At 43.7% G+C, this 13,883-nt stretch carries 16 protein-coding genes; 11 read left to right on the forward strand and 5 right to left on the reverse strand.

What is annotated here, in order from left to right; translation table 11 throughout:
• The first annotated feature begins 58 nt into the window (after nt 1–58).
• The 3 genes from NSQ99_RS04025 to aguB all read left to right on the forward strand — a co-directional run bounded on the left by NSQ99_RS04025 (nt 59) and on the right by aguB (nt 3,085).
• Nucleotides 59–1,099, forward strand: coding sequence for an agmatine deiminase family protein (locus NSQ99_RS04025; protein WP_340835228.1), 1,041 nt, complete (start codon nt 59–61; stop codon nt 1,097–1,099).
• Between the two features lie 875 nt (nt 1,100–1,974).
• A complete protein-coding gene (locus NSQ99_RS04030; protein WP_340835229.1) occupies nt 1,975–2,121 on the forward strand; it encodes a hypothetical protein in 147 nt (48 codons plus the stop codon).
• 82 nt (nt 2,122–2,203) lie between these two features.
• A complete protein-coding gene (aguB, locus tag NSQ99_RS04035) occupies nt 2,204–3,085 on the forward strand; it encodes an N-carbamoylputrescine amidase (protein ID WP_251670695.1) in 882 nt (293 codons plus the stop codon).
• Nucleotides 3,086–3,215: 130 nt separating this feature from the next.
• Here the strand turns inward: aguB and NSQ99_RS04040 are convergent, their stop codons facing one another.
• From NSQ99_RS04040 to NSQ99_RS04050, 3 genes are all read right to left on the reverse strand, one after another.
• Nucleotides 3,216–3,482, reverse strand: coding sequence for a hypothetical protein (locus tag NSQ99_RS04040; protein ID WP_340835232.1), 267 nt, complete (start codon nt 3,480–3,482; stop codon nt 3,216–3,218).
• 154 nt (nt 3,483–3,636) lie between these two features.
• Nucleotides 3,637–4,821: an IS256 family transposase gene (locus NSQ99_RS04045; RefSeq protein WP_210178541.1), complete on the reverse strand. Its 1,185-nt coding sequence runs from the start codon at nt 4,819–4,821 to the stop codon at nt 3,637–3,639.
• Nucleotides 4,822–5,084: 263 nt separating this feature from the next.
• On the reverse strand, nt 5,085–5,636 hold the full coding sequence (locus tag NSQ99_RS04050; RefSeq protein ID WP_251670691.1) for a DoxX family membrane protein: 552 nt from the start codon (nt 5,634–5,636) through the stop codon (nt 5,085–5,087).
• Nucleotides 5,637–5,821: 185 nt separating this feature from the next.
• On the opposite strand from NSQ99_RS04050, the gene NSQ99_RS04055 reads away from it, so the two are divergent.
• The 8 genes from NSQ99_RS04055 to rlmN all read left to right on the forward strand — a co-directional run bounded on the left by NSQ99_RS04055 (nt 5,822) and on the right by rlmN (nt 12,580).
• Entirely contained in the window at nt 5,822–6,484 is a 663-nt protein-coding gene (locus NSQ99_RS04055; RefSeq protein WP_340835236.1) for an HNH endonuclease, read from the forward strand.
• Nucleotides 6,485–6,701: 217 nt separating this feature from the next.
• Entirely contained in the window at nt 6,702–7,226 is a 525-nt protein-coding gene (locus NSQ99_RS04060; RefSeq protein ID WP_340835239.1) for a HugZ family pyridoxamine 5'-phosphate oxidase, read from the forward strand.
• A gap of 17 nt (nt 7,227–7,243) precedes the next feature.
• The gene (locus NSQ99_RS04065; RefSeq protein ID WP_251670685.1) at nt 7,244–7,687 is read left to right on the forward strand and encodes a DinB family protein; all 444 of its coding nucleotides are present in this window, start codon (nt 7,244–7,246) and stop codon (nt 7,685–7,687) included.
• 97 nt (nt 7,688–7,784) lie between these two features.
• The gene (locus tag NSQ99_RS04070; RefSeq protein ID WP_340834466.1) at nt 7,785–8,474 is read left to right on the forward strand and encodes a helix-turn-helix domain-containing protein; all 690 of its coding nucleotides are present in this window, start codon (nt 7,785–7,787) and stop codon (nt 8,472–8,474) included.
• 20 nt (nt 8,475–8,494) lie between these two features.
• Nucleotides 8,495–9,349 carry an IS3 family transposase gene (locus NSQ99_RS04075; protein WP_340834468.1) on the forward strand — a complete coding sequence of 285 codons (855 nt, stop codon included), beginning with the start codon at nt 8,495–8,497 and terminating at the stop codon, nt 9,347–9,349.
• A gap of 176 nt (nt 9,350–9,525) precedes the next feature.
• A complete protein-coding gene (locus tag NSQ99_RS04080; RefSeq protein ID WP_340838725.1) occupies nt 9,526–10,035 on the forward strand; it encodes a sigma-70 family RNA polymerase sigma factor in 510 nt (169 codons plus the stop codon).
• Nucleotides 10,035–11,363, forward strand: a complete 1,329-nt coding sequence (locus NSQ99_RS04085) for a DUF4179 domain-containing protein (protein ID WP_340835243.1) — start codon at nt 10,035–10,037, stop codon at nt 11,361–11,363. The genes NSQ99_RS04080 and NSQ99_RS04085 overlap by 1 nt, the downstream gene beginning before the upstream one ends.
• A 152-nt stretch (nt 11,364–11,515) precedes the next feature.
• Nucleotides 11,516–12,580 carry a 23S rRNA (adenine(2503)-C(2))-methyltransferase RlmN gene (rlmN, locus tag NSQ99_RS04090; protein WP_340835246.1) on the forward strand — a complete coding sequence of 355 codons (1,065 nt, stop codon included), beginning with the start codon at nt 11,516–11,518 and terminating at the stop codon, nt 12,578–12,580.
• A 208-nt stretch (nt 12,581–12,788) separates the two neighbouring features.
• Here the strand turns inward: rlmN and NSQ99_RS23230 are convergent, their stop codons facing one another.
• Nucleotides 12,789–12,911: a putative holin-like toxin gene (locus NSQ99_RS23230; RefSeq protein WP_445670478.1), complete on the reverse strand. Its 123-nt coding sequence runs from the start codon at nt 12,909–12,911 to the stop codon at nt 12,789–12,791.
• Nucleotides 12,912–13,111: 200 nt separating this feature from the next.
• Nucleotides 13,112–13,825: a FadR/GntR family transcriptional regulator gene (locus tag NSQ99_RS04095; protein ID WP_251670677.1), complete on the reverse strand. Its 714-nt coding sequence runs from the start codon at nt 13,823–13,825 to the stop codon at nt 13,112–13,114.
• Nucleotides 13,826–13,883 lie beyond the last annotated feature (58 nt).

Genomic DNA, 13,883 nt, shown 5'->3' on the forward strand with positions numbered 1-13,883 from the left:
AATGATAGCGGTGTTCAAGACATTTATTATTCATTAACATAGATAAGCGGAGGGAATTATGAATCCTAGATCTCAACAGTTTACGATGCCAGCAGAGTGGACAACGCATGAGCGTACGTTTATTTCATGGCCGATTCAAGCTTCGATGTGCTACCCGGAGCAATATAAGGAAGTATGTTCAGCTTATGCTGAAATTATTATAGCTATGGCAGAGTTTGAGCCTGTAACCGTTGTTGTAAATGCTGCTGATCAGGAAGCAGTGCGCGCATATGTGGAAGGCGAGCATGCACATCCCATTGATCTACTAGTCATTGAGCATAATGATGCATGGCTGCGTGACAATGGACCGACCTTTGTTACGTCTCCTGATGGCAAGCTGGCAGGTGTAAATTGGGGATTCAATGCATGGGGAGGTAAGTATTCTCCTTGGGATCTGGACGATGCAGTCGCACCGCAAATTATTCAGCATGTAGGGGCGATTCAGTTCGATGCGCCGCTTGTGATGGAGGGTGGATCGATTCATACCGATGGTGAAGGTACGTTGCTGACGACGGAAGAGTGCTTACTGAACAAGAATCGTAACCCTGAGCTTTCCCGTGAGCAAATCTTCGAGCTGCTGAAGCAGTATGTCAATATCGATACAGTCATCTGGCTAGAACGCGGCTTAAGTGGCGATGAGACAGACGGTCATGTCGACAATATTGCATGCTTTGCAGCACCGGGTAAGGTGATCCTTCAAGTATGTCACGATGAGAATGACGATAATTTTGCCATTACGCAGCGTAATTTACAAATATTGAGCGAAGCCGTCGATGCGAAGGGGCGCAAGCTTGAAGTGATCGAGATTGAGCAGCCACCGGCTGTTTACTATGAAGGCGAGCGTCTAACGCTTAGCTATCTGAACTTCTACTTCGTTAATGGCGGAATCATTCTGCCTGTATTCGGCGGAACAGCGGAAGAAACCGATAAGAAAGCGATCGAAGTGCTAGCAGCGCTCTACCCTGATCGTCGCATTCGCACGATCAATGGGATGGGGGTTATACGTGAGGGCGGGAACGTACACTGCACAACCCAACAACTCCCTTTAGCGGTCGTGTAAAAGACTGGACTTTGATGACGATGTAATGCGTTGTAGCTTAGTCGGCATCGAATCTTGAACGCTAGCGAAAACTCCGTTGCTCACGTACCAACAACGTACGCTGCGCTACTCGTTTTCTACTAGCGTGCAAGCTTCTTGGTCCTGAAAGCCCAGCTTTTACACCTTTATTGGAAGAAGTAGCTCAAAAGTCCGACTTTGATGACGATGCTGAACGTTGTAGATTAGTCGACGTCGAATATGGAACTCAGCCGAAATTTACGGTGCTCACGTACCAATAACGTACGCTGCGCTCCGTAATTTCTAGCTTCGTCCCATCTTCTCGGTCCTGAAAGCCGAACTTTTGAGCCTCTATTGGAAGAGGTAGTTAAAAAGTCCGAAGTTGATTACGAAGTAGCTCATTGAAGTGAACTCGGCATCGAATATGACAGGCTACCGAAAACTCCGGTGCTCACGTACCAATACCGTACGCTGTGCTCCTCGTTTTCTAGTATCCGGTCATCTTCTCGGTACTGAACTCCGAACTTTTTAACCTTTATTGGAAGAGGTAGCTCAAAAGTCCGAAGTTGATTACGAAGTAGCTCATTGAAGTGAACTCGGCATCGAATATGACAGGCTACCGAAAACTCCGGTGCTCACGTACCAATACCGTACGCTGTGCTCCTCGTTTTCTAGTATCCGGTCATCTTCTCGGTACTGAACTCCGAACTTTTTAACCTCTATTGGAAGGGGTAGTTAAAAAGTCCGAAGTTGATTACGAAGTAGCTCATTGAAGTGAACTCGGCATCGAATATGACAGACAACAGCGAAGCTCGCCCTTTCCATCAGCGCCCCTCATTCCGTAGGAATGTTAAGCGATGGAGGGGGTGGGCGGAGCGATGAGTATTCTAAGCGCCACGAAGATTAGTCATACAACGCTTGCAACATCGCAAGCGATAAATACAAAAATAAAACACCAGCGAAGCTTATCCATCACTAAAAGCGACCTCCTGACGAAGGAAGGTTCGAGCGTTAGAGATGGATAAGCGTAGCGCTGAAGGTTCGAGCGTTAGAGATGGATAAGCGAAGCGCTGAATATGCGAAGCGATGATTGGAGGAAGGAATGTCATGAGAAAAGTAAAAGTAGCTGCAACTCAAATGAGCTGTGAAGCGACAAGAGAAGAGAATATTGCGAAGGCTGATGCATTTGTACGTGAAGCAGCGAAGCAAGGCGCGCAAATCATCTTGCTGCAGGAGCTGTTCGAAACGTACTATTTCTGCCAGAAGGAAAAGGCAGACTATTACGTCTATGCAACAGAGATGGAGAAAAACCCGGCAATCCTGCATTTTCAACAAGTAGCGAAGGAGCTTGGCGTTGTATTGCCAATCAGCTTCTACGAGAAGAAAAACAATGCACGCTATAATTCTATCGTCGTTATTGATGCTGACGGTGAAATTTTAGGCTTATACCGCAAAAGTCATATTCCAGATGGACCTGGCTATGAAGAGAAGTTTTATTTCAACCCAGGCGATACAGGTTTTAAGGTTTGGGATACAAAATATGCAAAAATCGGAGTGGGCATTTGCTGGGATCAGTGGTATCCGGAAGCAGCTCGCTGCATGGCGCTTATGGGTGCAGAAATTCTATTCTACCCAACTGCAATTGGCTCTGAGCCGCAGGACAGCGGGATCGACTCTAAGGATCACTGGCAAATCTGTATGCAGGGACACGCTGGCTCTAACCTCGTGCCTGTTGTAGCATCTAACCGTGTAGGTCTAGAAAGCGATGAGGACTCTTCGATTACGTTCTATGGCTCGTCCTTTATTGCTGGCCCACAAGGCAACAAGGTGGCAGAAGCGGGACGCACAGAGGAAACTGTGCTAGTAGCAGAATTTGATCTTGATGAGATCGAAACGATGCGTATTGAGTGGGGCGTATTCCGTGATCGTCGTCCTGACCTGTACGGCATCATCGGCACGTACGATGGTAGCGAGAAATTTTTGAAATAATTTGGGAAATAATATGTGTAAGATAACAGTAGAACCTCGAATTCCGCAACATAACGTGGAATTCGAGGTTTTGTCCGTTGGAGAAGGAATTATATTCTCGAATGTTATTATAGTGAACATCCATACTTAGCTATTTTATATCATCTTCATATGGTAGAGGGCTTAAAGCACTCTTATCTTTGCCCCACCACATTGAATCACTTCCATAATATACTTCATGTGCCCACTCATCAGGAAGCATATGATAAATCATGCTTTCATCATCAATATGCTCGCAATTTGTCCAATGTCTATTGACGCGACCAATTGCTTCTTGATGTGAGACATTAAATAATATTACCAGTTGGTGTACAATCTGATCGATGTATTTTTCTGCTTTTTTTGTTGTCGAGAACATATACCTATGCAATGATATTCACCCATTCTCAGCTATTTCAAATAAGAACACTACTAATGCATTTGGAAAACATCTCTTTTACTAACTAACCGAAATTAAGGTAGCGTCAAGAATTTTGTGTAAATAAAAATAACCTTTACTTGTAGCAGTTGAATTACGTGTTGCTTTTGAACATGGCTTGTAGTTCTGCACGAGCTTGGTCAAAGCCAATATGACATCTTGTAGCAAAGCGTTGGTTATAGCCTTCGAACTGTGAAACTAAAAATTTCTCTAGTGCTTCTTCGTGAGGAAATTGTTCTTTCCGTTTCGTGTATTTCTTGATCTGCTTGTTAAAAGATTCAATAAGATTCGTAGAGTAAATGCTTCTCCAAATCGACTGTGGAAAGCTGTAAAACGTGAAGATATACGGATTCTCCACTAAAGCTTTCGTTGCTTTAGGATAAGCAGTTTTCCACTTATCACAGAAACGTTCTAGCGCTTCACGACCAGCTTGCTCATCCTTTGCGCGGTATATTGTTTTGAAATCATCACAGATCTCAGCACGATCAGACACACGCACTTTATGAGCAAGATTGCGAGCAAGATGAACACAGCAGGTTTGGTATTTGGCACTTGGAAAGACCTCGAAAATGGCATCAACCATACCTTTTAACCCATCAGAAATAAAGAGTAGCACTTCTTCTGTGCCTCTTTCTCGAAGGTCTTGCAGAAGCTCTTTCCATACGTAGGCAGACTCAGTTGGAGCGATGGCATAGCTAAGCACCTCCTTAGAACCGTCTTCACGAATGCCTACAGCTAGGTAAACGGCTTCTTTCGAAACAGTCTCACGCTTTACAGCAATGTAGGTTGCATCCAAATAGACACAGACATAGCGCTGGGCTAATGGGCGCTTTAGGAACGCATCAACATGCTCTACCATCACTTGCGTCATGTTAGATATGGTTTGTGGTGTGTAATGATGCCCATACATTTTCTCGATCAGATCAGCGATTTCAGTCATGGTTACGCCCTTTTGGAACATATGAATGACAAACGATTCTAACGTGTCGTTGGATCGCTTGTAGGGCGCTACGGTCTGCTGCTTGAACTCTCCATTACGATCACGAGGGATTTGAAGGTGCAGATCGCCGTATTCCGTATGGAGCGTACGTGTATAGCTGCCGTTACGAGAATTGCCTGTATTGAAGCCTGCACGATCATACTTTTCGTAATCTAGGAAGGCGGTTAACTCGGTTGTTAACAAGTGATTCATCGCTCTTTCGAGGTGAATACGAAAAATTTCAGTCACATCTTGTTTTGTAACTAGAGCTTGGACTAAATCTGTTGTAAAATGATTCATAGGGAAGACCTCTCTCTGTGAATTTTGTGTGGTAACTCAATTCTACAAGAAAAGGTCTTCCTTTTGCATTTATTCATTTACACATAATATTTTATACTCTCGAAATTAATCCCAATGTAAATAACATCAAAACATTGAGTTATCGCAATTATACAACTGGACGGATATAAAAAGTAATATTGCAGTAATAAAAAAAAGAATCTCTTCCCCAGTAAGTGGAGTTGAGATTCTATAGTTGATGTAGCTTCTAATTTTATCGTTTGTTATTCATAGGTCGAAGTTTTCTTCCGTGACCACGGTGTGCCTAGCAATGGCAGTGCCCAGCGGTCAAGTCCATACCAGCCTGCATTTTTCCATGCAAGCACAAGCCACGTTGCAAGGATGAACAGTAGAGGATTGGAGCTTACTGTACCTGCAAACAGGAAGCTGACGTTCATCAAACCACCAGCGAAAGCGGCAATGCCTGTTAGTAGACCTAAAATCAAGCCTAAGCCAACAAGTACTTCACCGAAGGCAACGACATAAGAGAAAGCTTTCGCATTTGGAATGACGAAGTTTTCTAGGAATGCCGCATACCATGAGGATACGTCTTTACCTTCCTCTGCCTTTGCAAGCGCACCTTGCATAAAGCCTTTAACAGCAACCCCCGCATTTTCTCCTGTCCAAGCATCACTATTAACCTTCTTCCAACCGGCTGTTAACCACGTATAACCTACATAAAGCCGTACGACTAACCAAAACCAAGCAGCTTGCGTGCTAGTAAATAGAAAGCGCGATACGGGATTTTCTGGAATGTGAATAATCTTATTAGACATACTTTACCTCCTAGTAGTTGGTGACCATTTCCATAATTACTATAATCAACAGAGCTCAGATAGAAAGTGATTTTTGTCACACCTGCTCATATAAACCTTGCTGTGATAAACCCGGGCATTCAACATGAGTGTTATTGTATGCTATAATCGAAGTACTATACGGACGGAAGGAAGTAGGGTGTGTCGTGGAGGTAAAGACGAAGTATTGTATAAGCTGCGGACAAGAAAAGCCGCTCCATGATTTTCTGCGCAGAACTGGCAGACGCGAGCGACCAGACAGTCGTCGCGGAACATGCAAGCAATGCAGACAAGCAGGAACCTCAGCTGGGCAGTACGTTGATGAGTCCAAATGGTCAATAGCATTGCAGCTTTCTCCTAGCAGAGCGCGCTGGAATAGAAAAAAACGTCAGCCGCTGCTCTATCATCGGCAGCCAGATAGTAATGGGCTTCATGCTGATGATTTGCGCCCAACTTGGCGCGGGGTAGTTCGGATGCGCGGTCGGTCAGATACTGGGCGCCGTTGGATTCAAGAGGTCGATCCCGCACAGGCAAAGCTGCTTGTTAAGGAAGGCGCAGCCGTCATTATTAATCCATACACGATACGAATGATCTATAGTAGTAAGGAATTTCGAAGATTTATACTAGCTCGTGATCATCATACTTGTCATTACTGCGGAGAATATGGCGATACGATTGATCACCTCGTACCACGTGCCAAGGGTGGGCATACAACGCCCGTTAATTGTGTTTGCGCTTGTTTAACGTGTAATCAGCAAAAGGGAAATTTAACACCCGAGCAGTTTATGCAATATTTACTTAATCATCAGAAGGAACATTCTCCAACATGACTTTATTATTAGCGAAAACCCTTGATCATTGCACAATGGCAGGGATTAAGTCGGCTAAATAATAAAGTCTTTTTTTTATATAACTGCATACATATTAATTGATAACAATTATCAATTACCTCTTCGTTAGAAGGTATAGGTTTCAGCTAGCAGTACATAAGTCAAAAATGTCATATATACGTTGTACATAACATGAACATGTAAAGGAGTGAAAGAAATGAATGTGAAGTCAGTAGATGCAGCGGCACTTAAGCATAACTGTAAGCAGCTAATAGGCAGTATGAAATCTCTGTTTTTAAGCACGATTAGTTTGGATGGCACACCGTTTTTATCGTATGCTCCCTACGTCGAGCATAATGGCAAAGTATATGTTTACTTAAGTCAAATGGCCGAGCATTATCGCAATCTTGAAGCAAACCGCGCGGTTGATGTCATGCTCGCAGCAGATGAAGCAACGACAAAAAACATGTTTGCAAGGGAACGCGCTCGGTTTAAAGGAACAGCCATTAACGTCGGTAATAGTGGCTATGAGCAGGTGTTTTCAAAATTCGAAGAGAAGTTTGGTGCTCCTACCTTTAATATGCTGCGAAAGCTAGACTTCTCATTGTTTGAGCTGACGTTGACGACAGGTCGTTATGTCGTAGGCTTTGGCCAAGCGTTCGATGTTGATTTCACAGGTGATTATTTTGAACATGTGAATCGTGATGCTCATGGTGCAGGGGCTAAACAAGCGAATCGTTAAGGAGGGTCTAGATGATCATGGATACGAAAACCATCGTGGCAATGTGGGATATGGCTCAGTCTCGGTTCCACAATATGGTCAGTGGACTCCCAGAGGATGCATTAAGCTTGGCCATCGGACCAGCAACGATTGGATATATGCTTCGACATAGCGCAGAGGTGGAATATGTTTACGCAGAGTGGGTATTCGGCAAGTCTAAGCCAGAAGAGCTTACTTATTATACGCTGCGTGGACCCGCACATGCAAAGGTTGAGTTCCTGAATTTGCAGGAGCATATCGATCTCCTTAAAGCATCTCATGCGACAGTGAAAGATGCCATATTATCTATGTCTGCGGAAGAATGGAACAAGGAGGTAAAAACACCTCGTGGCATCTTCACTCCGCTTGATGCCATTGTTCAGCTTATATATCATTCAGGAATTCATGCAGGGCAAATTTCATTAATTCAAAAGCATGCCTAATAAAAGTGATAGAATGAAACGGTATGATATGCTCCCATCATAGTAGACAGTAGAAAAAACAAAAACTTCTACTGCTACAATGATGGGAGTTTTTCTAATGTCTAAAAGAAGTCTAACCTCTTTGGAAACGAAATTGTATGTCGTACAGCTATGTTTAGAACACAAATCCAATCCAACCTATGAAGCGAAACAGCTAGGCGTTAGTCCACTCACTGTTCGTGATTGGATAAGAAAATATATGGCGGATGGTTTTAATGGATTAAAGGAATCGAATACATGGAAAACGTACTCGAAGGAATTAAAGCTAACTGCTATTAAAGATGTATTGTCTGGTCATTATTCCGTAGCAGCTGCAATAAAAAAACACAATATTTCAAGTAGAAGTGTCCTGCAGAAATGGATTTCCAAGTATACTGGTGAGATAGAATTGAAACCTACTCGTAAAGGAAGAGGGCTATCTCCTATGAATAAAGGACGTAAAACAACGTTTGAAGAACGCATTGAAATTGCACAATATACCATCGCTAATAACATGGATTATCAGAAAGCGATCGTAAAGTACGGCGTCTCTTATCAGCAAGTCTATGCATGGGTTCGTAAATATCAAGCAGGCAACGAGGATGCTCTCAAGGACAACCGTGGTCGTAAAAAGCCTGTAGACGAGCTAGATGAGCATGAACGTCTTAAGCTACGGATCAAGGAACTAGAAGCTCGAAACGAATACCTAGAGATGGAGAATGCCTTCGCAAAAAAGTTGGAAGAGATCAAGCGACGAAATACACGCTAACCCTTGTTCGACACGTAAACTTGTATCAAGCGATTCAAGAATTGAACAAAGAAAAAGGGTACGCCATTACAAAGTTATGTGCACTAGCGGGGGTAGCTCGATCTGCCTATTATAAGTGGCTAAACTGGACGCCATCTGCCAGGGAAATGGAAGTCCGTTTGTTAGCCAAAGAAGTAAAGCTTCGTTATGACAAGCGAAAAGGAATACTCGGTTACCGTCAAATACGTACTCAGCTCAACCGAAAACTCAAAAAGAAGTATAACAAGAAGCGATATTACCGAATCATGCGGGCCCTTGGACTCAAAGCGGTCATTCGTAGGAAACGGCCAAGCTACGTGAAAACTCCTGAGATCCATATTGTTGAAAATGTAATGAATCGTAGCTTTGATGCCCATTCTCCTAATTCAAAGTGGTGTACAGATGTGACAGAACTGAAGTATGGAAATGGTTGCAAAGCCTATCTAAGCGCGATTATTGATGTGTACGATAACTCCATTGTTTCATGGGTATTAGGTCGTTCCAACAACAATAAGCTCGTAATGGATACGCTGAAGAAGGCTTACGAGAAAAATCCTGGTGTAATCCCGCTCATCCAAAGCGACAGAGGCTTCCAGTACACGTCCCATGAGTATAACCGACTCCATGTGAAATACGGATTTAGGAAAAGCATGTCTCGCGTGAGTCGATGCCTGGACAACCAGCCGATTGAGCGTTTTTGGGGGACGTACAAGTCAGAGAGCTATTATCTTACAAAGTATGACACTTATGAAAATGTCCTCAAGGATGTTAGTGAATATATCCTCTATTATAACAACTATCGCTATACAGAGCGTCTAGGCGGTTTGTCACCAAATGAATACCGGCAAGCTGCATAATAAAGAGACCCCAGTTCCATTCAAATGAGCTGAGGTCTCCAAGCAAATTATTTTTGTTATTTACACTGTCCACTTGACAGGGTGCACTTCACCGTTTTTATTTTGTATATTTATTTTCTAAGATTTGAACGAAATACTGTTCTCGCGTGTCTAATGTGTAGAAAGAGGTGAAGAGCATGCTGGAGGAGCCGTTGGTCCGTGCAGCGATCAAAGGGAATCAGGAAGCAGTAATTGCCTTGCTGGAGCATTATAAATCGCCGTTATACCGTATTGCTTACAGCTATTTACGAAATGAGCATGATGCGGTTGAAGCGATGCAGGAACTGAGCTACCGCTGCTTTCGTAGCATTCATACCGTAAAAGAGCCTCGTTACATTGGCACGTGGCTGACGAGAATCATGATGAATATATGCCGTGATATGCTGCGCAAAAAGAAAAGAGAGCTGCCAAGTGAAGTTGAGCGATATGAGAAAATTCCATACGAGCAGCCGCTTGATGTGGAGTGGCTGGATAGCTTGTCGGCATTAGACGAACAGCAGCGTGAGCTGATTTATATGAAGTATGTTGAGGATCGAACGAATGCAGCGATCGCCAAGCAGCTAAAGCTGCCGGAAGGCACTGTTAAATCGAAGCTGCATTATACTTTGCGCAAGCTGAGACATCTATTCAGAGAGGAGGGCCTATAATGGATGAGTATAAACAAGATCGATATATGAATTTACTCGATACGATTGCCGTACCAGAACTAGAGCTTGAGCATGCTATATTAGAGGGGAAGCGTAGAGCAGAGCAGGAAGCTCGTGACTTACGTCTTAGGAAATTAAAGCTGCGGCTCATTAGTGGTGCGATGGCAGCAAGCATTGTGATCGCGTTTATTATAGGTATTCGTGTTTCACCGGTGTTTGCAAGCTCGTTAGCGAACATTCCAGTTGTCGCGGAGCTAGTGGAGCTAATTGCAGGCAATCAGGATAAAGGAATGCAGGACATTGTAGACAATGAATATTATGAAGTGATTGATCAGACAGTTACAAAAAATGGTCTAGAGCTCACGCTAAAGGGCGTCATTGTAGATGAGTCAGGGATGATTATCTATTATCGAGTTGCAGCAGATGATGCTGAAATATTAGACAGAGTTGATGTCAGAGGGATTAACTTACTTCATGGTGGGAAAGAGATAGAGGCTGGTTTTAGCTATTCCTTTTTTCATCAAGATGGTGAAATGACAATTGAAGACGAGATCAGAGTTTATGGAGAGGGAGGGCTAGATTATAGTTCTAAGCAATTTGAGCTAGAACTGAAATTTACAGATGAACATGAGACAGTTATGACCATTCCATTTGAGCTGAAGCAGCCGATTGCTGAGACGAAAAGCTATTCTATCGCTAAAGAGGTTGTTATCAATGATCAGAAGATCTGGATTGATGAGCTGAACATCTCGCCGCTTCGGGCAGAGCTAAAGCTGCGTGCGGATGAAAGCAATAGCATGAGACTGCTTAGCATTCGCAGCTTAGAGCTTATAGATGAGCATGGTGAGCAGTGGGGCGCGATTACAAATGGTGTAACCGCAACGGGTACCTTCGATGAAGAGGGATATTCACTCTTTATTCAAAGCAATTACTTCCGAGATCCGCAGCAGCTAACGTTACGATTAGGTGAGATTGAAGCGTTGCCGAAAGGTGAGGATTATATCGAGATAGACTTTGAGCAGCAGAAGATATTGTATCAGCCTTCCAGTTTACAAGGAGAACTTTCTGTAACCAAAGATTCGATTTCTTATGTTGGTAGTTCTGAGCTGAATGAGCAATATAAAGGAAGTCTATTCTCTACGGGTATCGATGTCAATGGGGAAGAGGTATATATGCGTTTTGGTTCTATGCATTCAGGCAGTGAATACGAAACGCTACATCGCTTCGATCTAGAAGGCTTTACGAATCCTATCCGTTTTCCGATTGTGTCCTATCCTAATTTTCTACCGGGCTCCATTGAAGTCGACATTCCGCTAGTAAGCCAATAAAGCTACTTGTATTGTGGCGCTAATTTTGGGAAAATAGAGAGCGAATATAAAATGGATATTATAAGCTTTGGAGTCAATAGGTCATGTCAGTATGTCTGTGATCAGTAGATCAGCTATGACCACACTCCTGAGCGGAATGAGGATAGAAAAGTATGAAGTCATCAATTTATGGATTAACCTTTGAGCAGCTATCTCAGTGGCTAGAGGAGCAAGGCGAGAAACGCTCGCGTGCGGTGCACATTTGGCGCAATTTATATCGCAGTCGTGTTCGCAGCTTCAGTGATATGACCGAGGTTAACGCTGCAACGATCGCTCTATTAGATGAGCATTTTGTTATAGAAACACTATCTGAGCATACACGCCAGCAATCTCAGGATGGAACGGTGAAGTTTTTGTTCCAGCTCGAGGACGGTAATCTGATCGAGACGGTGCTTATGCGCCATAAGTTTGGTCTGTCTGTATGTGTAACGACTCAGGTTGGCTGCAATATCGGCTGCAGCTTTTGCGCGAGCGGCTTAATTGCGAAAAGTCGTGATTTGACGAGTGGAGAAATCACTGAGCAGCTAATGCAGGTGCAGTTTTTCCTTGACGCGGAAGGCAATGGAGATCGTGTAAGCCATATCGTCGTGATGGGCATTGGTGAGCCGTTCGATAATTTTGAGCATATGTCAAACTTTATTCGTACGGTGAAGGATCATCAGGGACTTGCGATTGGTCCGCGCCATATTACCGTATCAACAAGCGGCTTGGTGAACAAGTTCAAAGACTTTACGGATAGTGATCTCGGCGTAAATCTTGCGATTTCGCTGCACGCACCTAACAATGAGCTGCGTTCGCGCATTATGAAGATCAACAAAGCATATCCGCTTGAAAAGCTAATGCCTGCCATTGATTATTACTTGGAGCATTCTAATCGCCGTGCGACGATTGAATATATATTGCTTCGAGGAGTTAATGATCAGCTTGAGCATGCTGTCGAGCTAGCGGAGCTGTTGGAGTCGCGTAAAGCTATGGTGAATGTCAATCTGATTCCGTATAATCCAGTTGACGAGCATAGTCAGTATCAGCGCAGCACACAGGAAGACATTCGTGCATTCTACGATATGCTGAAGAAGCATAAGGTTAGCGTTAGCGTTCGATTGGAGCATGGCACTGACATCGATGCGGCATGCGGTCAGCTGCGCAGCAAGCAGCTTGATAAAGCATCTAACGGCTAGAGCTAACGGTTATCACAATTTATTGATGAGCGCAATCACTCGTGGTACAATATGAGTATAAATACTTGCTATACTTGCGTATAATGCATAAGGAGCCGTGCTGGTAACACGACTCCCGTTGCAATAGCCGCTTTTAAGGGCGGTAGGCTTATATCAGGTTAATTAAAAGCAGATCAAGTAGACCGCCATTCCTTTCCTGAGGGGCGGCCTATTTGTCTTTGAACGACAGTATCAACACGATAAGTGTACCGAAGGTAAACATTAACATCAGTGCTTCAAAAACTGTCATTAGGCATCCCTCCCTTCTGTAGAGAGGTAGCCGACCGCCCATATAAGCTTGTCTATTGCTATGTTGATTATAACATGGTAAATGTTGGGCGAATAGAGTTGAAGTGCATCTTAAAAAACGTGAAAAATCACACTATAGTATTAGGTTCTATTATTACTCTACTATAGTGTGATTTTTATATTGGTCAACAACAACATCTCGAATCTCTAACAGGCATAATTCCTGCATTACATCAATCTATATTAAGTTACATTGCCTCGCTTCAATACCATTCTAACCTTGCGCAAATGAGCGGTAATCAGCTGGCTTGCTCTTTCGCCATCCTGCTCAGCAATGGCCTCATAGATCATTTGATGCTCCTTAAGCAGCTGGCTCGCTGAAGACTTGTCCTCGAAAAACCATAGCTGTCTTGACTTACCGATTGTCTCCGTTAGCTTACTGGACAGTGAGCTCATGAGCGAATTAAGCAGTTGGTTATGTGACGCATTTGCTATCGCAAGATGAAAGTCGATATCGGCTTGCTCGCTTAGCGCGGTGTCATCCTGCTGCAGTGCAAGCTCCATCCTGTGCACAATTTGCTGAAGTGTAGTAAGATCCTGTGGCGTTCTTCGCTCCGCCGCGCTAACAGCGGCTCCGCTTTCTAACCAGATGCGCACCTCTAGCAACTCTATTAGATCATCCGCTTCTGCAAATGGGTCCTTCATATCTGCTTGCAAGGTAGGCAGCGTTTTGCTGACAAAGGTGCCCCCGCCATGCTTCACATCTATCCAGCCTGTTGCTTTAAGCGCACTTAGTGCTTCTCGAATGGTCGAGCGTCCGACGCCATAAGCCGTGGCAAGATCAACCACAGAGGGCAATCGTTCGCCGGGCTGAAGTGTTCCTTCTTCTATTTGTGAAAGGATCATGCGCTTCACGATTTCATGTCCTTTTTCCGTTTCCACTTTAATTGGTTGCATAATACCTCCAAAAAAATTGTTGGTCATTGACTATACTGTACACCTCATTTAAGCTATA

This window comes from Paenibacillus sp. FSL W7-1287, from assembly GCF_038004245.1.
Taxonomy (GTDB): Bacteria; Bacillota; Bacilli; order Paenibacillales; family Paenibacillaceae; genus Pristimantibacillus; species Pristimantibacillus camelliae.